22 protein-coding genes and 1 other RNA gene are annotated in these 22056 nt (G+C 61.0%); 14 read left to right on the forward strand and 9 right to left on the reverse strand.

The features are described 5' to 3' along the window. Positions 1 to 3 precede the first annotated feature (3 nt). The 10 genes from BM254_RS12140 (at position 4) to BM254_RS12185 (ending at position 12215) form a co-directional block, all read left to right on the forward strand. A complete protein-coding gene (locus tag BM254_RS12140) occupies positions 4 to 1782 on the forward strand; it encodes a tetratricopeptide repeat protein (RefSeq protein ID WP_139227065.1) in 1779 nt (592 codons plus the stop codon). Then, the gene (locus tag BM254_RS12145) at positions 1769 to 4618 is read left to right on the forward strand and encodes a tetratricopeptide repeat protein (RefSeq protein ID WP_092003812.1); all 2850 of its coding nucleotides are present in this window, start codon (positions 1769 to 1771) and stop codon (positions 4616 to 4618) included. The genes BM254_RS12140 and BM254_RS12145 overlap by 14 nt, the downstream gene beginning before the upstream one ends. Beyond that, on the forward strand, positions 4605 to 5462 hold the full coding sequence (locus tag BM254_RS12150) for a tetratricopeptide repeat protein (RefSeq protein WP_175497262.1): 858 nt from the start codon (positions 4605 to 4607) through the stop codon (positions 5460 to 5462). The genes BM254_RS12145 and BM254_RS12150 overlap by 14 nt, the downstream gene beginning before the upstream one ends. 26 nt (positions 5463 to 5488) lie before the next feature. Further along, a complete protein-coding gene (locus BM254_RS12155) occupies positions 5489 to 5809 on the forward strand; it encodes a hypothetical protein (protein WP_092003818.1) in 321 nt (106 codons plus the stop codon). A 41-nt stretch (positions 5810 to 5850) separates the two neighbouring features. Beyond that, positions 5851 to 6516 (forward strand): MotA/TolQ/ExbB proton channel family protein, encoded by a 666-nt coding sequence (locus tag BM254_RS12160; RefSeq protein WP_092003820.1) that lies wholly within the window; start codon positions 5851 to 5853, stop codon positions 6514 to 6516. A gap of 19 nt (positions 6517 to 6535) precedes the next feature. Beyond that, complete coding sequence (locus BM254_RS12165; protein ID WP_092003823.1) at positions 6536 to 7066, forward strand: ExbD/TolR family protein; 531 nt, start codon at positions 6536 to 6538, stop codon at positions 7064 to 7066. Next, complete coding sequence (locus BM254_RS12170) at positions 7063 to 7572, forward strand: ExbD/TolR family protein (RefSeq protein ID WP_217647751.1); 510 nt, start codon at positions 7063 to 7065, stop codon at positions 7570 to 7572. Before BM254_RS12165 ends, BM254_RS12170 begins: the two co-directional genes overlap by 4 nt. Before the next feature lie 13 nt (positions 7573 to 7585). Next, positions 7586 to 8533, forward strand: a complete 948-nt coding sequence (locus BM254_RS12175; RefSeq protein WP_139227067.1) for an AgmX/PglI C-terminal domain-containing protein — start codon at positions 7586 to 7588, stop codon at positions 8531 to 8533. Between the two features lie 66 nt (positions 8534 to 8599). Then, on the forward strand, positions 8600 to 11518 hold the full coding sequence (locus BM254_RS12180) for a PD40 domain-containing protein (RefSeq protein WP_139227069.1): 2919 nt from the start codon (positions 8600 to 8602) through the stop codon (positions 11516 to 11518). A 19-nt stretch (positions 11519 to 11537) separates the two neighbouring features. Further along, positions 11538 to 12215: a hypothetical protein gene (locus tag BM254_RS12185; protein WP_092003832.1), complete on the forward strand. Its 678-nt coding sequence runs from the start codon at positions 11538 to 11540 to the stop codon at positions 12213 to 12215. 42 nt (positions 12216 to 12257) lie between these two features. On the opposite strand, the gene BM254_RS12190 is transcribed toward BM254_RS12185, so the two are convergent. From BM254_RS12190 to BM254_RS12220, 7 genes are all read right to left on the reverse strand, one after another. Further along, positions 12258 to 12854 (reverse strand): exopolysaccharide biosynthesis protein, encoded by a 597-nt coding sequence (locus tag BM254_RS12190; protein WP_092003835.1) that lies wholly within the window; start codon positions 12852 to 12854, stop codon positions 12258 to 12260. Positions 12855 to 12876: 22 nt separating this feature from the next. Further along, entirely contained in the window at positions 12877 to 13533 is a 657-nt protein-coding gene (locus tag BM254_RS12195) for an SDR family NAD(P)-dependent oxidoreductase (protein ID WP_092003839.1), read from the reverse strand. A 142-nt stretch (positions 13534 to 13675) separates the two neighbouring features. Next, positions 13676 to 13921: a hypothetical protein gene (locus BM254_RS12200; protein WP_092003842.1), complete on the reverse strand. Its 246-nt coding sequence runs from the start codon at positions 13919 to 13921 to the stop codon at positions 13676 to 13678. Positions 13922 to 14137: 216 nt separating this feature from the next. Continuing rightward, positions 14138 to 14502: a transfer-messenger RNA gene (gene ssrA, locus BM254_RS12205) on the reverse strand. A gap of 73 nt (positions 14503 to 14575) precedes the next feature. Continuing rightward, positions 14576 to 15994, reverse strand: coding sequence for a wax ester/triacylglycerol synthase family O-acyltransferase (locus BM254_RS12210; RefSeq protein ID WP_092003845.1), 1419 nt, complete (start codon positions 15992 to 15994; stop codon positions 14576 to 14578). Positions 15995 to 16134: 140 nt separating this feature from the next. Beyond that, positions 16135 to 16614, reverse strand: a complete 480-nt coding sequence (gene smpB / locus BM254_RS12215; protein WP_092003848.1) for an SsrA-binding protein SmpB — start codon at positions 16612 to 16614, stop codon at positions 16135 to 16137. Then, on the reverse strand, positions 16611 to 16793 hold the full coding sequence (locus BM254_RS12220; protein WP_092003851.1) for a hypothetical protein: 183 nt from the start codon (positions 16791 to 16793) through the stop codon (positions 16611 to 16613). The genes smpB and BM254_RS12220 overlap by 4 nt, the downstream gene beginning before the upstream one ends. On the opposite strand from BM254_RS12220, the gene BM254_RS12225 reads away from it, so the two are divergent. Genes BM254_RS12225 through BM254_RS12235 form a run of 3 tightly spaced genes read left to right on the forward strand, consistent with a single transcriptional unit; the run spans position 16792 to position 19168 of the window. Beyond that, positions 16792 to 18411 carry a sodium-dependent transporter gene (locus BM254_RS12225; RefSeq protein WP_092003854.1) on the forward strand — a complete coding sequence of 540 codons (1620 nt, stop codon included), beginning with the start codon at positions 16792 to 16794 and terminating at the stop codon, positions 18409 to 18411. The two genes, BM254_RS12220 and BM254_RS12225, sit on opposite strands and share 2 nt — an antisense overlap. 29 nt (positions 18412 to 18440) lie before the next feature. Beyond that, positions 18441 to 18884 (forward strand): type II toxin-antitoxin system RatA family toxin, encoded by a 444-nt coding sequence (locus BM254_RS12230; protein ID WP_092003857.1) that lies wholly within the window; start codon positions 18441 to 18443, stop codon positions 18882 to 18884. Then, positions 18884 to 19168: an RnfH family protein gene (locus tag BM254_RS12235; protein ID WP_175497263.1), complete on the forward strand. Its 285-nt coding sequence runs from the start codon at positions 18884 to 18886 to the stop codon at positions 19166 to 19168. Before BM254_RS12230 ends, BM254_RS12235 begins: the two co-directional genes overlap by 1 nt. A gap of 7 nt (positions 19169 to 19175) precedes the next feature. On the opposite strand, the gene BM254_RS12240 is transcribed toward BM254_RS12235, so the two are convergent. Further along, positions 19176 to 19502 (reverse strand): outer membrane protein assembly factor BamE, encoded by a 327-nt coding sequence (locus BM254_RS12240; RefSeq protein WP_092003860.1) that lies wholly within the window; start codon positions 19500 to 19502, stop codon positions 19176 to 19178. Between the two features lie 122 nt (positions 19503 to 19624). Between BM254_RS12240 and fur the strand changes: the two genes are divergently transcribed. After that, positions 19625 to 20047, forward strand: a complete 423-nt coding sequence (gene fur, locus BM254_RS12245) for a ferric iron uptake transcriptional regulator (RefSeq protein WP_092003863.1) — start codon at positions 19625 to 19627, stop codon at positions 20045 to 20047. 87 nt (positions 20048 to 20134) lie between these two features. On the opposite strand, the gene recN is transcribed toward fur, so the two are convergent. Further along, positions 20135 to 21814, reverse strand: coding sequence for a DNA repair protein RecN (gene recN, locus BM254_RS12250; RefSeq protein WP_092003866.1), 1680 nt, complete (start codon positions 21812 to 21814; stop codon positions 20135 to 20137). Between the last annotated feature and the right edge of the window lie 242 nt (positions 21815 to 22056).

The following is a 22056-nucleotide window of genomic DNA, read 5'->3' on the forward strand; positions in this document are numbered from 1 at the left end:
ACCATGATTCTCCGGCGCGCACTTCAGCAGGCAAAATCCCTCCGGACGGTAGCGGCACTGATGCTCGCTTTACCGTCGGCAGCGATGGTATCGGCGTCCGAAACCGAAGCCCGGGACCTCAAGTACGGCGCGGTCCTGTTCCAGTACTACCAGCAGAACTATTTTGAAACCCTGGTCGAGTACGCCTGGGCCGAGGAGCATGGCGGCATCGCCAACCACGGTACGTACCCTGAACTACTCAAGGGCGGCGTCAGCCTGTCCTACGGTCTGGATGAGCAGGCCGAATCCATCTTTGACCGCCTCGCGGAGAGTAACCTCAGCGAGCCGGTGCGCAACCGGGCCCGTTTTTTCCTGGGCAAGATGCAGTATCTGCGCGGTGAGGCCGACACCGCTGCCCGCAACCTGAACCAGATCCGTGGCGAGCTGCCCGACAGCGTCGATGCCGAGTACCGCTACCTGGCCGCGCTGGTCAATGTGAAGCTGGGCTACCTGGACGCCGGCAAGACGGTGGCCGACACCATCAGCGAGGACAGCCCCTACGCGCCCTACTTCTACTTCAACCTCGCCATTGCCCTGGAAGGGCAGGGCCGCACCAGCGCCGCCATTGATGCCCTGAGCCGGGTCCTGGAACTTAACGACGGGTCTGCCGAACTCCAGCGCCTGGCGGACCGCGCACGCATGGCCCTGGCCCATGTCTACGCCAGCCACGAGGACAACCTGAACGCAGGATTGCAGCTGGCCAGCATCAACACCACCGGTGCCTACTCCAATCGGGGCCTGCTGGGCGCCAGCTGGATGGCCATCAATGCCGGCGAATTCCGACGGGCTCTGGCCCCGCTGGACGTGTTGACCACCCGCTCCCTGGCGCTGCCGGAAGTACAGGAAGCCATTCTCCTGCGCCCCCATGTCTACGAGCGCATGGGTCTGGAAGGTCGCGCGGCCAAGGATTTCATTGCCGCAGACCGGCAGTTCCGGACCACCCTGAGGGAGCTTGAAGCCGCTCGGGAGGGCCTGAAGGACGCCGATGTGCTGGAACTTTTCGTCCGCAACCTCGATGACGTCCTGGATGAGAGCGACTGGTTCGGCAGGGCCCCGGCGGTAGCGGTCAACCGTCTCTCGCCGTTCCTGGTGGAACTGATGTCGGATCACAGTTTCCAGTCGGTACTGAAGGATCTGCGGGATTTGTACGCCATTCGCAACAACCTCGAGCGCTGGAAAGAGCGCCGATCCGACTTTGACACCATCATGGCCGCCCGCGCCGGCAGTGCCGATGGCCCGAGCCATGGCGACCGGGTACGCCTGATCTCCCGTTCCCTGACCGTTGCCCGGGATCGCCGCGAGGCCTTGAAGGCCCGCCTGGCCGGACTGCCGGAAGACAAGCGCGAGTCCATCGAGTGGCTGCTCGAGGACCTCACCTTTGAAATCACCCGCGCCGAAAGTGCCCTGGCGGCACTGCAGGGTAGCAAGGCGCTCTCGGACAACAGTTATTTTGAACAGTCGGTCAGTCGGATGATGGCCGAGGTCGATGCCCGGCTGGTCCAGACCGAGGGTCTGATCGCCCGTCTGGAAGACGTCATGCTGGCGCTGGTGACCACCGAGCTGGACATCCACGAGCAGCGGCTCAGGCAGTACCAGGTGGAAGCCCAGCTGGCCAAGGTGCGCATTCTGGACCGGTCCCTGCAGACACTGAATCCGGACGAGGAGGTGCCTGTCGATCCCGCTCCCGAACAGGCGCAAAGCCAATCGTCTCCAGAGGAGGGAAGCGGCGATGAAACGATCTAGTCTCCTCATTCTGGCGGTCATGGTCAGCGGCTGTGGCACCTTCCAGAATTCCTCGACCATTGCCAGCCTCCAGAAGGAACAAAAGCCACTGGAGGATGTGCCCCTGCCGAGGGTAATGCACGAAGACGTGCGCCGGGAATACCGGGAACTGCTGGAAACCATCGAGAACCGGCGGCTGTATGAGCAGATCGAACGCCGCATTGCCAGCGTGTACATGCTGGAGGGCGACTACGACCAGCTTCGCGGTGTGATGCCGGGCGAGGATGGCTACTTCCCCGAAGCGATCACCGCCTATCACCAGCTGCTCAACAAGTACCCGGATTCCGAGCGCAATGCCGAGGCCATGTACCAGTTGGCCAAGGCCTACGATCTGGATGGCCGCGACCAGGAAGCCAAGGCTGTGCTGGAAGAGTTCATCACCGAGCACCCGCATTCACATCGGCTGGCGGAGGTGTATTTCCGCAAGGGCGACATCCACTTCCGGCACGAGGAGTATGAGCAGGCGGAGCAGGCCTACCGTTCGGTGGTGGCCATCGGCCAGGAATCCGCGTTCCTGAACAACTCCTGGTATCTGCTCGGCTGGTCCCAGTACAAGCTGTCCGATTACGACCGGAGCCTGATGTCCTTCTCCCGCGTCCTCGACCGGCTGGTGCCCGAGGACGGCAAGATCGAGAAGCTGGACAAGGTCAATCGCTCCCTGGTGGACGACACCCTGCGCATCATGAGCGTGGGCCTGGCCTATGCCGGCGGCTCCTCGAAGATCGACAGCATGTTCGCCAACCGGCCGGAGGCGAAGAAGTACACCTGGATTCTCTATTCCAGCCTTGGCCAGCACTACCTGGAGAAAGAGCGGTACGAGGATTCCGCATCTTCTTTCCGGGCCTTCGTGGTGCAGAACCCGGATTCCGAGCGGGCACCGGAGATGCACGCCGAGATGATCCGCGCCTATGTCGATGGCGAGTTCTCCCAGCAGGTGCTGCCGGAGAAAGAGAACTACGTTCGTAACTACGGCGTTCATTCCGAGTTCTGGAAGACCAAGCCGGCGGAGGTGAAAGCCAAGGTCATTCCCAACCTGAAGACCTTCATCGACGAACTGGCCCGGCACTACCACGCCACTGGCCAGCGCCTGACCCGGGAACTGGCGGATGGCGCGATCAAGGCGTCTGCCGTGGCAGCCACCGAGTCCACGCGCCAGACCAGCTTCCTGAAAGCCGCCCAGTTCTACGGCGAGTTTGAGCAGACTTTCCCGAACGACCCGAAAGTCCCGGAAATGGTCTATATGCGCGCCGAAGCCGCCTTCGATGGTGGCGATTACCCCACCGCCATTACCCACTACGAACGTACCGCCTATGAGTTCGGCAATTCCGAATTCGGTGCCGATGCCGGCTACGCCGCCATCATCGCCTACCAGAAAGAGGCCGAGCGTTTGATGGCTCAAGCGGGTAAGGACAGCGAGCGGCTCCGTGACTGGCGCAGCAAGGGCGTGGAGAGCCAGCTGCGATTCGTGCAGACCTTCCGTGATGACGAACGCTCTGGTGCCGTGCTGGCCAAGACGTCGGAAGAGCTGTTCGCCCTGGGCCGTTACGAAAAAGCCCTGGAAGTGGCCACCAGTATCGTCAGCAAGGCCGGCGAGGTGGATCGCGAGCTCAACCGCACCGCCTGGGGTGTCATCGCCCACAGTCAGTACGAGCTGGCAGATTTTGCCGCGGCCGAGGAAGGCTACCGCAACCAGCTGCGTTACATCGACCTGGACGATCCGGAGTTCAAGGCAGTGACCGAGCGTATGGCGGTCACCATCTACAAACAGGGTGAACAGGCCCTGGCCGCCAAGGACCTGGAAGGCGCCATCGACCACTTCCTGCGCATCAAGGCGGTGGCTCCGAAGACCGATGTCCGCGTGGTGGCTCAGTTTGACGCTGCCACCCATCTGCTGACCCTGGAGGAGTGGGAGCCGGCCCTGACGGAAATGCTCGAACTGCGCCGCCTGTTCCCGAACCACAAGCTGGCGAAGGACCTGGACCAGAAGATCGCCTGGACCTACGAGCAGGACGAGCAGTGGCAGATGGCCGCCACCGAGTACGAACAGATTTACCGGACCGACGACCGCGCCGACGTGCGCCGGGATGCCCTGTTCCTGGCGGCAGAACTGTATGAGAAAGCCGGCAACGAGGACCAGGCCCTGGAGTACTTCAAGAAGTGGGCCTTCGACTACGAGGAACCTTTCGATACGCGGATGGAAGCCCGTTACCACGTTGCCTACCTGTACGAGCGCCGGGACGACTACCACCGCCACCTGTACTGGTTGCGCCGGGTCATCGACGGCCACAACAAGGCGCCGGAGAACTGGCAGTCGGACCGCTCTGCCTGGCTGGCAGCCTGGGCCAACAACAAGTACGGCGACTACTGGCGCATCGAGTTTGATCGCGTGCGCCTGAAGCATCCGCTCAACAAGAGCATTCCGCGCAAGAACGAGAAGCTCAAGAACGCCCTGGACCGTTACCAGCAGGCGGCCGACTACGGCGTGCTCGACCAGACCACCCGGGCCACTTTCAACATTGCCGATCTCTACGGCCAATTTGCACGGGAGCTGATGGACGCGCCGCGGCCCAGTGGACTGAGCCAGCTGGAAGCCATGCAATACGAGCTGGTGCTGGAAGAGCAGGCCATTCCGTTTGAGGATCTGGCCATCGAAGTGCATCAGGCCAACATCGAGCGCTCCTGGAGCGGCACATTCAATCCCTGGATCGAGCGGAGTTTCGAGGCGATGGCCAAGCTCAACCCCGCCCGGTTCGACAAACAGGAAGTAAAGGTGGCGTATGGCGATGGCATCCGTTAAGGCATCCACTCCGGCCGCGTTGCTGGTGCTGACCCTGCTCTCCGGTTGCGCCGGAGTCCTGCCGGTCAAGCAGACCGAATCCGGGCCGAAAGTGGTTGAATCCGGGCCCGCCGAGGAAGAAACGCAGGCGGATCCGGCCGAGAGCAGCGGCGGCGTGTTCCTGCCGCAACAGGCCTACGATGCCGAGGGCAAGAAAATTCCCTATGTGCCGGCACCGAACCCGTACACCGAGCAGCCTGCGCCGGTCCCGCCGGCCGCTCAGGCGGCTTTTGCCGATGCCATGGCGTTGATGGAAGACGGTGATCTGCGGATGGCCCGCAAAGGGTTCTGGGCCATGACCAAGGACTTTCCGGAGCTTTCCGGGCCCTGGGTAAAGCTGGCCGAGCTCGCCGAACAGCGAAAGAAGCCCGAAAAGGCCCGGGAGTACTACCAGAAGGCGCTGGAGGTGAATCCGGCCAACGTCAACGCCTACCTGAAACAGGCGGTGTTCGAGCGGCGCCAGGGTGAATTTGCCAGGGCCCGGGACGCGTACCTGGCGGCCCTGAAAACCTGGAACGACTTTCCCGAGGCGCACCTGAACCTGGCCATCCTCTATGACCTGTACATGAACCGGCCGGAGGAGGCCCAGCCCCATTACGAGGCCTACGATTTCCTGACCGGTGGCTCGGACCCGAAAGTGGCGGACTGGCTCATCGAGATCCGCCGCCGCACCGGCATTGAAACCAGTTTCATCGATAACCCACCCCCGGAGCCGGAGGTACCTGCCGAACAGGGCGCTGAAGGCGAGGCGGTCTCAGCGGATGCCACCGGCGGGGGCTCCCCGGAAACCGAAGAACAAGGCTAGGCGAAGAACAAGACTAGGAGAGTGCCATGGGAATGCTGAATCCAGGGGCCGGCTGGCTCGTTGCGGCGACCCTGTGTCTGGGTGGGGCGATTGTGGCTCCGGCCAGCGCCCAGGAGTCCATCGATCTGGAGAGTACCTTTGTCGGGGACAAGGAACAGCCGTCGGTGAGTTATTTCATCCCCTGGAAGCCACCAGAGGGACCGGACAACCTGTACCGCTCGATCACGTCGGTGTCCGGCCGGGTATTCGAAGTGGTGGATCGGGACATACACGCCCGGACCATGCGCTTCTACGACGAACTTTCCCTGGAGGCCCCAGCCGGGCCCTCGGGGCAAAGCACTAACTGAAAATCTGAAACCGAACGAAAAGAAAAGTCTGGAGACCTGCCATGAACGTTTACACAAGCATTGTTTCATTCTTCCAGGAAGGCGGCGCTTTCATGTTCCCCATCGCCCTGGTGCTGTTTATCGGCCTGGCCATTGCGGTGGAGCGCTGGGTATTCCTCAAGCGGGCCTACCAATCCAACCGGTCCGCCTACAGCGAACTGTTGCCGCTGATGAATGAAAACAAATTCGATCAGGCCGAGCAGGCGGCCCAGTCCGGCAACTCCGCGATCTCCCGTCTGATTTCCGTGGGTCTCGACACCATGCGGGCCTCCCCGCGTCGGGATGACATCCACGCAGCCATGCAGGAAGGCGTGATGGAGAGCATTCCGCGCCTGTCCAAGCGCACCAACTACCTGTCCATCCTGGCCAACGTCTCCACCCTGCTGGGGCTGCTCGGTACCATCATCGGTCTGATCGCCGCCTTTACCGCCGTGGCCAACGCCGATCCGGCGGACAAGGCCACGCTGCTGTCCCAGTCCATTTCGGTGGCCATGAACACCACCGCCTTCGGCCTGATCGCGGCGATTCCGCTGCTGCTGATCCACTCCCTGCTGCAGAACAAGACCCTGGAAATCGTTGAGAGCATCGAAATGGCCGGCGTGAAGGCCCTGAATACCATCGTTCGCAGCAACCGTCGCGCTGTTAACACGCGTGAGTCCGACGCCTGATCACAGCGGGTAATTCCTTATGTTTACAAAACGCAGAGAACAGGAAGAGGCGGATATCGACATCACGGCGTTCATGAACCTCATGATCGTGCTGGTGCCGGTACTGCTGATGAGTATGGTGTTCAACCATATCTCGATTCTGGAGCTCAATCTGCCCGATCTGACCGGTGCCCAGACCGCCAGTGCCGAAGAGAACCGGCAGCTGGAAGTGGTGGTGCGGCAGTCCGGCATCGAGGTGTATTACCCCAGCGGTAATCTGGTCAAGACCATCGACAAGATTGAGCCCGAAGCCGAGGGCGAGGAAGCCCGCCACGATTTCCGCACCCTCTCCGAGGTGCTGCAGGAGATCAAACGCCGGCTGGCAGCGAAGAACATTGCCAAGAACGATGCCTTGTTGTTGTCCGAGCCGGGCGTCACCTACCAGTCCCTGGTGTCCACCATGGATACCCTTCGGGTCGCGAAGACCGTCGTGGTAACCGATGCGGTGGATGTCGAGCTGTTCCCGGAGATCTCCCTGGGGGATGCGCCCAAGAAGGGAGGTAAGTCATGAACGCGAACGACAAGTTCACGTCCTTTGGCCTCCAGAGCAGCGCCAAGACCTTCATGAAGCCGGCCAAGCTCAACCTGGTCTCGCTCATGGATATCTTCACCATCCTGGTGTTCTTCCTGCTGTTGAACTCCGGTGCCAACCAGCTGATCAAGGTCAACGACGTTGCCCTGCCGGACTCGACCGCAGAGGAACGCCCGAAGGAGACCACCGTGGTGACGATCACCGAGGACGACATCCTGGTGGATGGCCGCCCGGTCGCCACCCTGGATGAGGTGATCGCCTCCGACGGCCTGATTGATGGCCTGATGGAAGAGCTCACGTTCCAGGCCAGCAAGCGCACGGAACTGACCGAGCGGGAGAAGAGCCTGGGGCGTGCCGTGACCATCCTCGGTGACCACGAAATCCCCTACGCGCTGCTCAAGCGGGTGATGCTGACCTGCGCCAAGGCGGACTATCGGGACCTCTCCATGGCCGTTTCACGGGTATCCGGCAGCAGCGGCGCATGACAGGAGGGAATCGATGACAGCAATGACAGCAACACCTTACGACTTTTCATTGCCCTGGGACGCCAGCGGTGACGAGGACAGCCGCTTCAAACGCATTCTCAAACGTTTGTTGCTGCTGCTCCTGCTGCTGGCAGTGATTTTTCCCTGGCTGCCGCTGCCGGAAATCGACCGGGAGGAAAAGGAGCGGGTCCCCCCGACTCTGGCCAAGGTCCTGATCGAGCAGCGGAAGGTGGCCCCGCCACCTCCGCCGCCCGAGCCGGTGAAGCAGGAAGAGAAAACCGAGCCCACCGAGGCCAAGAAGGCGGCTCCGGAGCCGGCGCCGGCCAAGGAAGTGAAAAAGGCCCGGGAGAAGGTTTCGACGATGGGCGTCGCCGCGTTCTCCAAGGAACTGTCAGCCCTGCGCAGCTCCACTGACGTGGCCAAGCTCCAGGCTGAAAACACCAACGTGAAGACCGGCGCCGCTGCCAAGGCTGCCCGCTCGGTACTGGGTGCCACTTCGGCCAACAAGACCAGTGGTGGGGTGAACAGCTCGGTGATGAACGATACCGGCTCCGGTACCCAGCTGGCCGGGAAAGGCTCCACCGCGGTGGAAAGCCCCATCGGCGACGGTTCCGGTGGTGGTGGCAGCGGTGCCAGTGGCAACGGTGGCTCACGCAGCTCGACGGTGGCCGGTGGCCGGGACATGGAATCCATCCGGCGGGTCTTCGAGCAGCACAAGGGGGCCATCTACGCGCTCTACAACCGGGCATTGCGCAGCGATCCCGGACTGCAGGGCAAGTTTGTCTTCCACATCGTGATCGAGCCGGACGGCAGTATCTCGGACATCGAGCTGGTGGACAGCCAGCTGGGCGACCAACGCCTGGAGCTCAAACTGCTGGCGCGGATCCAGATGATCTCGTTTGGCCCGGAAGACGTGGCGGCCACCCCCGTCAATTACAAGTTTGATTTCATGCCTGGTTGATGAAGGCACCGGGCCCGGCCACTGCCGGGTGCCGGTGCAACGGATGTGCAGGTGGAGAGAGACATCATGATCGGATTTAGCAGCGGATTGCGCCTCCTGGCCCTGGCCAGCCTCGGACTGGTCGGGCTGACCGGATGTTTTGAGGGACAGATCAGCGAAGGGCAGGAGGAAATGCTTTCCGACCAGCCCTTTGCCTATGTGGTCCGGGACTACCCGGACATGGGTGAGACCGCCTCGGTCAACGCCCGGCCGCCGCTGGACCCCCGGGCGCCCTATGCGTTCAAACCCGGGGCAAAGCTGATGGTGCGGGACCGGATTGCTCTCAGTTCGGACGAACGCCACGTGCTGGCGGGGTATTTCGGCGGGGACTATGACGTCAAGGATCTGGATGTCTCGCCGGACGGCGAGCGGATGGTGTTTGCCGCCCATGGCCCGGCGGACAGCCCGGACAACTTCACCTGGAACATTTTCGAGTACACCTTCGCCACCGGTAAGGTGCGCCGGATCTTCGAGGACGATCTGGTGGCCAACGCCGGTGAGGACACCAACCCCACCTACACCAACGAAGGCCGGATCATTTTCTCCTCCAGTCGCCAGCACTCCCGGGGCGACTGGCAGAAGCTTGACCTGCGAGAGTACCTGGAAGACTTCGACGAGCCGGCCTCGCTACTGCACTCGGTTAAACCGGATGGCAGCGAGCTGGTACAGATCACCTTCGGTGAATTTCACGATATCGAGCCCAGCACCATGAACGACGGGCACGTGGTGTTCATCCGGTTTGGTCGCATCTATGAAACCCTGACCGACTGTACCCTGGAAAACATCGACGACCCGAACTTCAACCAGCATCCTCATGGCGGCGGGTACGGCCAGGGCAACGGCAACGGCTTCCCTTCTGGCCTGGAAGATCCGAAGGAATGGACCGTAGAGGATAAGTGCGGCGCCTCTCTTGCCAGTGAGGTCGAGGGTGAGCGGGTGTTCGTGGAAGACGTGCTGAGCATGTACCGCATTACCCCAGCCGGCGGTAACGTGCACCGTTACTTCGGCAGCCTGAGCGAGGAGTTCTCCGACGCCTCCTTCATCCATTACATGGACCCGATTCCCCTGGATGACGGCAACCTGCTGACCACCATGCGCCATATCTACAACCCGATCTACGGTGGTGATGTGGTGAAAATCAACAGCAAGAACTTTTTTGCTGTTGGCAAGCCCGTGGACGAGAGCGTGATCGGCGAAGCCGAGGAATCCATGACTCCGGGGCTGGTCAATTTCTATCCCGATCAGGTCTCTCCAAATGGTTGGTACAGCGCCGTTGCACCCTACAACGACGGCTCTGCCCGCCTGCTGGCGAGCTGGGCCCAGTGCCTGACCACCGATGGCACCACCAGTACCCCGTGTGAGGGCAGTGCCACCACCGAGGACCTGGGCGAACCGCGATACGGTATCTGGATGGTAGACCCCACCGAGAACACCCGGTTGCCGGTAGTTCAGGGCCACGAGCGTGCCCTCTACACCGACATCGTCATCGCCGATCGTAACGAGCTGGCTGAGCCCTACACCGGTGAGCGCCACGACCTGCAACTGGAAGACAACACCGCCCTGTTCGAAATTCGCAGCATCTACGATATGGACGGCGCCGACATGGCCGAGCTGTACGACGGCGGCATCGAGACCCGCCGGGATCCCAGTCTGACCCATCCGGACGATCGCTCCGAACGCTTTATCCGGGTGGTTGGCGTACGCCAGATTCCCCCGGAACTGGAGCAGGCGATCCTGACCGACGAGATCCTGAACCCGCCCGATGGTCCGCAGCCGCCGCTGGGCCTGACACCGCTGGTGGGTTCCGGTAACCGGATTCTCTACGATGTGTTGTCTTACGCGATGGTCGAGCCGGACGGCTCCGCCATGGTCAAGGTACCGGCGGACACCAACTTCAGCTTCGAGGTGGTGAACAAGTACGGCAAGCGGGTGGATCTGATTGCCGCGCCCGACTACAACTACAACTACCTGATGCAGCATCCCCAGCCACTGCGCCTGGAGGAGGGCGAGAAGCTCAAGTGTTATGGCTGCCACGACCCGGAAGTGGACATTCCCCACGCCCGCACCGATGTCGAACTGGCCTCCGCCAACCCGGGTGCGCCAGGCGACGGCATGCCGTTCCCCAATGCCAATCCGCAGATCCGGGCGGTGCAGTGGAAAGACACCATGGCCCAGGCATTGGTGGACTCCCTTCAGGGCCTTCAGGCTACCTGGGCGGACACCATGCATTTCGAGGATTTCTGGACCAATCCGCCCGATCCATCCCTGGCTTTTGAAGTGCGCTACAGCGGCCTGACCACACCGAAGCCGGTCACGGATCCGAGCTGTCTGACCAACTGGACCGCGGACTGCAAGGCCACCATCAACTACCAGGAGCACATCCAGCCGATCTGGCGGGAATGCCGGACCAACCCGAGTACCGGCAAGACCACCTCATGCCAGAACTGCCACACCGCCGCCGAACAGGGTGGAAAGCCCTGCCCCGGAGACTCGGGCAGTGGCGCCTCGAATGGCCTGTTGCTGGGTGATGGCCATGCTTCCTGGGATGGTCGCCAGCTCGAATCCTATGTCGAGCTGTTCGAACCGGATTACTACATCCGAGAGACCGAGGGCGGTGTTTGGATCGAGGTGGACAAGACCAACCTTGATACCGAATGCCCGGACGGCGTCCAGGGCGATATGACGGTCCTGCCAGACCCGGGCGTCTGCTTCGCCCGCCGCCTGATGAGTGCCCGCGGGGCCATTGCCAGTGCCCGCTTCTTCAGTCTGTTCGATAACGATCCGGATGACGACGAGTATGAGGTGGAAACCGCCGAAACTGACGCCATCCGGCAGAGCCACATGGGCATGCTCACCGAAGCCGAGCTCCGCTTGATTGCGGAATGGCTGGATACCGGTGCCCACATCTACAACGACCCGGACAAGTTCGAATTCCCGACACAATAAAAGAATAAGGAGACGTAACGTGACCATTGCTGTGACCCAGGAGGATGTAATTGAACTGGATCGATGGAGCGTGCCAGACCTTGAAATGCAACGGGACGGCTGGAGCGTCCCGCCCCGGGACAGCTGGCGGATTGACCGCCGGCTGCGCCAGACCCGGGTATCCGCCAAAACCAGCACACTGTTTACACGGTTCAACAGCCATTACCTGCTGATCCAGATCAACCGGCGCAAGAAAGACCTGCCGGAGCAGGTGCTTGACCTGACCTTCGTCCAGGAAGAACCCAGGGAGATCCGGGATTACCGGTTGGGCCTCTGGCTCGTCGGGGCTATCTGCATGACCGTACCCGCGGCCCTGTATTCGGTTTTCCCGGCACCGCTGCCCTGGCTCATCGCACCGCTGGTGCTGGCGGTCGTCTTCATGTCCCTCGCCGTTCGCACCACCCGGCATGTCTTCGAGTTCCGGGCCCTCAACAGTGATGTGGTGTTGTTCACCATCGACGCCCGCACCCCGAGCCGCGAGCGGGTAGACCTGTTCCTGACCGAGCTCCGGGAAGGCATACTCCGTGGCCAGCGGCAGCTGCCCGAGGGCAAACGGCGAATTCCCCTGGCTGTCGCGGAAATGCGCCGGCTGGCGGAAGCCGGAGTGATCGGAAAAGACGATTACGAGCAAATCAAGCGCAACTGGTTTGCCATGTAATCGGGGACTGACGTTGGTAATGGGCGGCGGGGACCGCCGCTCTCACCCCATCAACCCGGACACCACAAACCAGAAAGTACCCAGGGTGACGGTTGTCGCGAATAGTGCCAGCAACCCGTCCCGGGCGATCATCGCCAACCCGAACGCCATCAGCGCCAGCCCACCACCATTGGCACTGAACGGCACCACCTCCATGGCCGGCATGGCCAGCGCCACCGACATACACACCACGGCCATCAGATATTGCCCCGCGCCTCGGGTGAGCCAGACCAGGCGTGGCCTGGTGTACCGGTCCAGGTAGCGCGCGGGTTTCTCCACCCAGTCCAGGCCCCTGGTCAGTTTCGCCTGTGCCACCCTCCGGTTGGCAAGGGCCGCTGGCAGCCAGATGGAGTGGCGCAGGAACAGCAGCTGGCCAAGCGTCAGCAATACCAGCAACCCGAGCACGGTGGGCACACCGGGAATGTCGCCAATGAGCGGTGCAACCACAACCAGACCCGCCACCAGGGCGACCGGGCCGAAGGAACGCTCCCCGACCGCACTCAGGATGTCCGCCACCGAAACCTCAGCCTGGCCATCGGTACGGGTGCGCAGGCGGTCCAGCAGTTGCTCGAGGTTTTCCGGATCGTCCGGCTGGTTCATGGGGTATGGTGTCCTCCGGTACTCAGAATTCGCAATCCCGGCCTTCCCAGTCCCTGAAACAACCGGTTTCGGACAAGGTCAGCCCGTCAATCTGCTTACGCAAGCCCGGTACCGCATCCTCAAGGGTCAGATCCGCCGACTCGCCACCCATATCCGTGGCAATCCATCCCGGGTGGTAAATACCCACGGCAATGCCGTCGCTCTCAAGGCTCACGGCAAGATTGCGCCCGAGATTGATGGCCGCGGCCTTGGAGGCTCGATAAATGAACCGGTTGCCAGCTGGCGTTTGCTGCGAGCCCATCTTGCTGGCGATGATCGCGATCCTTGGGGTTTCACCAGCATCTTTACTGGCTCTCAGATTGGCCAGCAACGCCTGAACCACCAGAAAAACCCCGGTGACATTGACCGCGAAGGTCTGTGCCCAGTCTTCGGCGGCATAGCCGGTCTCCAGTTCATCGAACTTGTCCAGCGAAACGCCGGCGTTGCAGACCAGGGTCGAGATCGGCTGCCCTTCGAGTCGTTTGGCGAGCGCCTGGATGCTGGCCGGATCGGTAACATCCAGGGGCTCCATGCCTGGCGCGCTTCGGGCCGTTGCGATCACTGTCTGCCCGGCATCGCGCCATTGCTCGGCTAACGCCTGGCCGATACCCCGGTTGGCGCCTGTGATGAGTATTGTCATGACGAAGACCTTTTGGCTTGGTAGATACGGGTATGCGTAGGGCCTAGGAATACCAGCTTGGTCAGGTCAGGGGAAGTGGTCAGAGGCTACAGTTGTGGGGCAGGGCAAGGCTCCCAACGCTGAGAGCCTTTCGAACGAATGGCTAGAGCTTGGCAAAGGCGGCATCAAAATCCGCCGCGGCTGCATCCGTGAATTCAAAGGTATCGCGAATATAGGCAAGGGTATTCTTCTCGGTCTCGGTGACCCCGGGCCCGTCCTGCGCCGACTTGAACAGCTCGGCCACCTCATCCTTGGAAAGCTTGCCTTCCCCGCGCCCCGTAGTGTGCTTGCGGGCCAGGTCCAGCAGTTCTTTCTCGTACTTCTGACCATCAATCGTTTCGTAAGCCATAACAGAATCTACTCCATGTAACGTCAATGCGGCATCGCACTGCACGAAGGCTCCCTGTGCAGGCGCTGGGTACGAAAGATCGAACAACGAAATCGATCATTCAGAAAAATAGAAGCACAGGAAAGGGTAGTGTGCAAATTTTAAACAATGCGTGGTGATCGGGATGGTGGGGCAGAAATGAAAAAGGCTCCCGGGGTCGGGAGCCTTTTGGGTGTTTGGTGGAGACGGCGGGAATTGAACCCGCGTCCGCCAGTACTCAGCCTTGAGGTCTACATGTTTAGCGTCTCTCTATTGATTTAAGTTCAAGCGACCCGAGAGCCAGGGTGCAAGAACCGAGTTCTTTAAATCTTAGCCGTTAACCAGTGAACTCTGGGTAACGGAGCATCCCGTAAGCGATGACGTCCTGAGATGTTGCTTCCGGGCTACGGGCGACCCGGTCAGGACGACTAGCAGCTTACGCTGCTAGTGCGTAGTTTTCGTCGTTTGCGACTATTGCGTTGCAGCTTTGGATTAACGAGATTGGCTGCCATCTCGACATGCACTCAAGGGTTCGCCACCAGCGTCGAAGCCATGTCGTCCCCTTAGTTGTTTCAGTATATGTGTCCGGAATACCGGACTTCAAGGGTTAATTGCGCTATTTATACTTACCCCGGCTCAGCTTGCGTGGCGCTTCAAGGCTTTGGGCCGTCCGGCCAGAGCCGCGTGGCTCAGGGCCTGGAAGCTCTCCCGGAAGTAATCCATCACGGCATCCGGATCGGCGTGAATCGCCTTGTCCACGGTGATGCCGAATTGCACGGTGCCGGCATAGCTCAGGATGCTCATGCCGATACCGATGGTGCCGCTCTGGGGCACCCAGAACATGGGCTGGGTCAGCTTGCTGCCTGCCAGATACAGGGACTCTTTGGGGCCGGGCACGTTGGTCAGCACGGCGGAGGCCTTGTTGCTGAGCAGATCCAGCGCCCGCCGTTCGATAACATCGGGACCCCGACCGAAGATATCAAGCAGGCTGTAGGTAACCTGGGCCTGATAGGACTGCTTGAGTCGGTTCATGTTCTCCTGCACCTGCCGGAAGCACATCAGCGGGTCCATCACTTCCACCGGAAGGGTGACCAGTACCAGGCCGAACTTGTTGCCGAGGGTTTCTATGGGCTGATCCAGCGGCCGCAGGTTGAATGGCACGGCCACGCGAATTCCGCACTCGGGGATTGTCTCCTTGTGAGCCGAAAAATGCCGCTGCAACGCTCCGGTGACGGTGCAGAGCAGGGCGTCGTTGATCGTGCCGCCCAAAGCCTTGGCGCAGGCCTTCACTTCGGCAAGATCCAGAGGATCCGCCCAGGCTACGTGCTTGCGTCCGGATAGTGGTTCCTTCAGACCGGTTCTGGGCTCTACCGGGGCCAGGCCAAGCTTGAGAAGGTCGAAGGCTACGCCGCTGGCGGTGGATGCCAGTTTCAGGGGGTAGTTGGGCTCATTGCGAACGGACTGAATGAACAGTCTTGCCTGATTGGTCGCCGTTTGCGCGCTGTCTACAGCACGATGCAGGAAGTTCTGGATTGTCGATCTCTGGTGGGATTTGGAGCGACGCTTGCGAGCCACTTTGCCCAGTCTGGGTTCCGGCGTTTTATCGGTCAATGACAGCATCACCCGCACCAGCGAGATGCCATCGGCGATGCAATGGTGAATGCGAATCAGCAGTGCACCGCCGTCACCGTAATTGTCGATGTAATGCATTTGCCAGAGCGGTTGCCGGAAATCCAGGGAGGTGCTGTTCATGTCACTGACCAGTTTCTGGAGCTCGGTTTTGTCCGCTTTGCCGGGCAGTGCAATGCGGTGCAGGTGGTTGTCCAGGTCGAACAAGGGGTCGTCCTGCCAGTAAGCCCGGTCTCCGGTGTCTATGACCCGTTGCCGGAACCGGTCGAAGCACAGAAATCGCTCTTCAAGCGTGTGCCGAAGCCGGCTCATTGAAACCGGCCGCTCCAGTGCCCATACCCCGCAGATCATCATGGGGTTCTGGGGGGTATCCATGCGCAGCCACGCGCGGTCTACGGAGGACATGGGCGTCTGTTTGGGTGACATAAGCGGCTCCCTTTGCCATGCACCGGAAATCCCGAGTATAGGCCTGTTGGATTTCTGAACAAAGAGAGTGAGTATGCAATATACCTGTTGGCGCCGGCCATGACCGGCGTCAGGTATTTGTTAATCCGCGGGGAACGGAATCAGACGTTGGCTTCGCGCAGGATGCGCTGCTTCTGGCGGTTCCAGTCGCGCTCCTTCTCGGTCGCGCGCTTATCGAATAGCTTCTTGCCTTTCACCAGTGCAATCTCGCACTTCACCTTGTTGTTTTTCCAGTAGAGAGCCAGCGGAATGCAGGTGTAACCGGCCTGGTTGACCTTGCCAACGATCTTGGCAATCTCCTTGGCGTGGAGCAGGAGCTTGCGGGTACGCGTCGGATCGGGGATCACGTGGGTGGAAACAGTGCTCAGGGGGGTGATGTGGGAGCCGAGCAACCAGGCCTCGCCGTCCTTGAGCAGTACATAGGCGTCCACCAGCTGTGCCTTGCCTGCCCGCAGGGACTTTACTTCCCAGCCCAGCAGGGCGAGACCCGCCTCAAAGCGTTCCTCGATGTGATATTCGTGCTTCGCCTTCTTGTTAAGCGCAATAGTATTGCTCGGCGTTCCGGGTTTCTTCTTACTCATGAATCAGTGATCCGGGTTCGGATAAATGAACGAACGGCCGGGCTTGCCCCGGCAAAACGCGCATTGTAGCCCAGGAGTGCCAGACCGGTCACGAAATCGCCGTAATCGTGACCGATCAGGCGTGCGACTTTGCCGGCATCAGCTACAATGGCGACGCAGATACTTTCAGGGAAATGCATGTCGACGTCGTATCAGACAGCCAACGGGGTGTTCACCCGTAAATCCACATTCTTCTGGGCCTCCGTGGGTGCGACGGTGGGGCTGGCCAACCTGTGGCAGTTTCCTTACCTTGCCAGCCTCCACGGCGGTGGCCTGTTCGTGCTGATATACCTGGCCTGCCTACTGCTGGTGACGCTGCCGCTGATGGTGACCGAGTCGGCGCTGGGGCGTTATTCCCGCCACGGCATTGTTTTGGCCATGGACGGGTTGATCCGCAGTACCCGGTGCTCCCGCGCCTGGATGCTGGCCGGTCGGCTGAGTGTGCTGGCAGCGTTCGTGGTGCTCTCCTATACCGCGGTGTTCGGGTCGATTGCCCTGGCGTACGTGTTCTTCGGGGCCATGGGGCGGTTGTCCTCCGGTAGTGAGGCGGAGGCTGCTTCGGTGCTCTCCGGGCTGGTGTCGGATCCCGGGCAGTACCGTAATTTCATGGCCTGGCATGCGTTCTTCCTGCTGCTGGTGGTCTGGGTTTCCGTTCAGGGCGTGGCCCGGGGGCTGGAGCGCACCATGCGGGTGGTGGTGCCGGGCGCCCTGGTACTGATGCTGGTGCTGTTCGGACTGGCGGCCTGGCAGGGCCGGATCGATGGTGCATTTGCCCACACCCTGGAAATGCGACCGGAGGACGTGTCCCTCGGCAGTATCAAGGCTGCGCTTTTTCACGCTTTCTTTACCTTGGGGCTGGGTATGGGGGTATGGACGGTTTTTGGCACCTACACCACGCCTGATACCCGCTTCAAGCGGTCGATCCTTGCCGTTGTTCTGATGGATACTCTGGTCGCGGTGCTGGCTGGCCTGATGATCTTTGCGCTTGCCACGGGAGGCACGGACTTTGACGGCGAACGGGGCTTCAGCCTGCTGTTCGTTTCCCTTCCGGTTTCACTGGCCCAGTTCCCCGGTAGCCAGCTGATCATAGCCTGTGCGTTTCTGCTGGTGGTGATGATCGTCTGGACCACCTCGTTGGCGTTGCTGGAGCCGGTGGTCGGTTGGTTGCGGGAATGGACCGGCGCACCGAGAGGTATTTCCGTGGTGCTGGTGGGGCTGCTGGTTTGGGCGGCGGGGCTGGTAACGCTGCTGTCTTTCAATATCTGGGCGGAATACCGGCTTTATGGTGCGACCCTGTTCCGTTGGCTGGAGCTGTTCACCGGCGGCCTGCTGATTCCCCTGGTGGCGATCCTCATTGCCCTGTTCACCGGCTGGTGCCTGACCCGCCGGCTGGCGCACCAGCTGCTTGGTCGGACCCCCGGCCTGTTTGCCCGGCTCTGGTACTGGGATATGCGCACGGTGCTGCCGGTGGTGGTGGCCTACGTTGGCATCATGTACACCGCCTTTTCCCTCAATAACCTTTGTGAGAACGGCAGTGCCGCGCTCTGGTGCGAGCGCCCGGCGCCGCTCGTGCTGGAGATTGCCCCGGATGAGACGCAAGGAGCTGACCCCGGACCGTCGGTTTCCGGCGGGCAGGGCAGTGAACCCCGGTCGGAGGGGGCGGAACCCGCGGACGGGGACGAGCAAGCGACACCGGAACGGGTGGAACAGCCTGAAAATGCCCCCAAAGAGGACGAGATCCTTTATCATAGCGTCTGATTCAGGCTGTACTTTTTACTGAGGAGCCCATGGCCCATCAGATTGATAAAACCGCACTTGTCATGCACTCCGCCGAGCGCATGTTCCATCTGGTCAATGATATTGCCCGCTATCCCGAGTTCCTGCCCTGGTGTGCCGGGGCCGAGGTCCACGATCGTGGCGAGGAGCAGGTGACCGCCTCCCTGGAAATCGCCAAGGGCGGCATCCGCCACCGGCTGACCACCCGTAACCAGTTGCTGATGCCTGAAGCCATCGAGATGAACCTGGTGGACGGGCCGTTCCGGAACCTCACCGGTCGCTGGCATTTCAAGGCGCTGGACGACAATGCCTGCAAGGTCATCCTGACTCTGGAGTTCGAGTTCTCCGGTTCCCTGTCCCGGATGACATTCGGGCCAGTCTTCTCCCAGGCCGCCAACACCATGGTGGACGCGTTCTGCCGCCGGGCCGACGAGCTGTATCGGGGAGGGCACTGATGATTCGGGTAGAAGTGGCCTACGCCCGGCCGGACAAGCAGGAAATCGTGCCGGTGACGGTGCCGGAAGGCACGACCGCGCTCGAGGCGGTGAAGCTCTCCGGAATTACCGACATTTTTCCGGAAGTGGATCCGGACTCAAATGACATGGGCATCTTCGGAAAGGTGATCAAGGATCCGGCCGCCCACGAATTGCGTGACGGCGATCGTGTGGAGCTGTACCGGCCGCTGAAGATCGACCCGAAACAGGCGCGCCTGAATCGGGCAATGAAGAAGGGCGCCTGAGCCGGCCTCAGTAGGCGGGAGTTTCCTCAAGCAGCTGCGCTTCGTAATGGGAAAAGTTATCGCCATCATAGTAGACGATAATGCGTTGCTCCTCGATGTCCCCGCCGGAGCGCTGGAATGTGTACACGTAGTACTCGCGGGAGGCGTCCACCGGGTTCAATGCCAGCGGTGTGCCAAGCAGCGCGTGGACTTGGCTGCGGGGCATGCCGGCGTTCAGTGAAGTCAGCTCTTCATCGGTCACAATGTTGCCCTGCTGCACGTTGATCTTGTATACGCCAGGGAAGACGCAACCGGTCATAAAGAGAGTGAGAATGAGAGCTGTGAGCTTTTGCATCGCCGGGGGAAATCCTCTATCTTGAAATCGCCTGCCAGAGGCAGGTGTGACACGGGTTGACCGTTAAATGGCGGCTTCATCATACCGGAAGCCGTGAGGCACACCAAAGAGTGAATAGTAACATGTCATCTGAAAACGCCGAATTGCGAAAAGTCGGTCTGAAGGTCACCCTGCCACGGGTCAAGATCTTCAATATTCTGGAGAACGCCGAAGAGCACCACCTGAGTGCCGAAGACGTTTACAAGAAGCTGCTGGAGCAGGGAGATGACGTGGGGCTGGCAACCGTCTACCGGGTGCTGACCCAGTTCGAGGCGGCTGGCCTGGTACTGCGGCACAACTTCGAGGGCGGTCACGCGGTCTTCGAGATGGCTGGCGACGACCATCACGACCATATGGTGTGCACCCAGACGGGTGAAGTCATCGAATTCGTGGACGAGGTGATCGAGGAGCGCCAGAAGAAGATCGCCGCAGAGCATGGCTATGAGATCGTGGATCACAGCCTGATTCTCTACGTGAAGCCGATCAAGGCCAAAGAAGGCGAATAAGCAGACGAACATGAAAAAAGGGGGCAGGTATCAGCCTGCCCCCAAACAGCTCTCAGGATCGAGAGGGGTAGAGGTTCCAGTCCGCCGTCAGTGGTGAGTCGCCTGCCCCTTGGAAAACATCTCCCGGGCATGGGCAATGGTCTGTTCGGTCATGTCCACACCACCCAGCATTCTCGCCACTTCACTGATTCTTCCCTTGTCATCGAGTGCCTCGATTTTCGAGAAGGTCGCGTCTTTTTCGGTAAATTTGCTGACAAACAGATGCTGATGGCACTGTGCTGCCACCTGCGGCAGATGGGTGACGCACAGCACCTGGCCGTTGCTGCCAAGGCTGCGCAGCAGCTTGCCGACCACTTCCGCGGTCCCGCCACCGATGCCGACATCCACTTCATCAAACACCAGAGTGGGCGTGGTTGAGGTCTGGGCCACCACTACCTGGATAGCCAGGCTGATCCGGGACAGTTCACCACCGGAGGCCACCTTGGCCAGGGACCGTGCCGGCTGGCCCGGGTTGGCGCTGACCAGGAATTCGATGTCTTCCATGCCGTGGGGGGCGGGTTGCTCATCGCTGTTACGGTTCAGGTGGGTGACGAACTGCACTGACGGCATGCTCAGCTGGGCCAGTTCTTCGGCAATGCGCTGGTCCAGCTCCACGGCGGCCTTCTGCCGGGCTTCGGTGAGCTGGCTGGCCAGTTCGTCAAAGCTGGCGCGTTGTTTCTCCAGTTCCGCTTCCAGTTGCTCGAGGCTGCCTTCGCCACCGTCGAGTTCCGCCAGTTCGTTGCTCAGGCGCTCGTGCAGCTCCGGCAACTCTTCGGGTGTGATGCGGTGTTTGCGCGCCATCTGGTAGATGGCGCTCAGGCGTTCCTCCACCTCGGCGAGGCGGGCCGGATCCGCTTCGTAATCCTCAACAAACCGGCGCAGGTTGTCGCCGGCTTCGGATACCTGGATCTGGGCCTCGTTCAGCATCTGGATGGTGTCCGCCAGAGCGGGCACTTCCACCGGCAGCTGCTCCAGTTGTTGCAGGGCCTGGCGGATCAGGTCCGAGGCGCTGGTCTCCTCCTCGGTACAGAGCAGGGCGGCCTGGTGGCTGCTGTGCAGTACCGAATCCGCCTGGCTCAGTTGCGCCTGTTCCTGTTCCAGGGCTTCCTGTTCGCCGTCTTCGAGAGCCAGCCGGTCCAGTTCTTCCACCTGGTAGCGCAGCAGTTGCAGCCGGGCTTCGGCTTCATCGGCGTTCTGTTGCCGCTCGGTCAGGCGCTGACGGGTCTGGTGCCAGGTTTTCCAGGCCGCGCGGGTATCGGCCGCCAGGGTTTCGATGCCGGCGAACTCGTCGAGCAGTTTGCGGTGGGTTTCCTTGCGCAGCAGGGACTGATGCTGGTGCTGGCTGTGGATATCCATTAGCAAGCCACCCAGTTCCTTCAGGTGAGCCAGGGGGCAGGGCTGGCCGTTGATATAGGCCCGGGAGCGGCCGTCCTTGCTGATTACCCGGCGCAGGATGCAGTCGTTGTCATCGTCCAGTTCGTGCTGGTCGAGCCACTCCACGGCTTCGGGAATGTCGCTGACGTCGAAAGTCGCGGTGATATCCGCCCGCTTGGCGCCATGACGGACCGCCCCGGCATCCGCGCGGCCACCCATGGCCAGCCCGAGGGCATCAAGGACGATGGATTTGCCCGCACCGGTCTCCCCGGTCAGGGCCGTCATGCCCTTGTTGAACTGGAGTTCCACTCTTTCGGCAATGGCGTAATTGGAAACCGTAAGTTGTGTGAGCATGGATAACCTCCGTTCCCGATTCAGAATCCGTTGTTGAGTGCTCGGCGGTGCCTGTCTGGAATACTGGTTTTACATACAGTGACTGTGAATATATACAGGGTTTTTCCTGTTTGCAAACTGACCGGCGGGAATTTCTTCACGAATACGGAGCAAAATGGTTGAAACCGGCCAAGTGGGCCCCATATCCGTTCGCAAATACAGTTTTCCGGCTCGCTTCGGCCGGGAGCACATTTCAATCGGCC

Origin of the sequence: Marinobacter pelagius (assembly GCF_900114925.1) — a bacterium.
In the GTDB taxonomy this organism is placed as follows: domain Bacteria; phylum Pseudomonadota; class Gammaproteobacteria; order Pseudomonadales; family Oleiphilaceae; genus Marinobacter; species Marinobacter pelagius.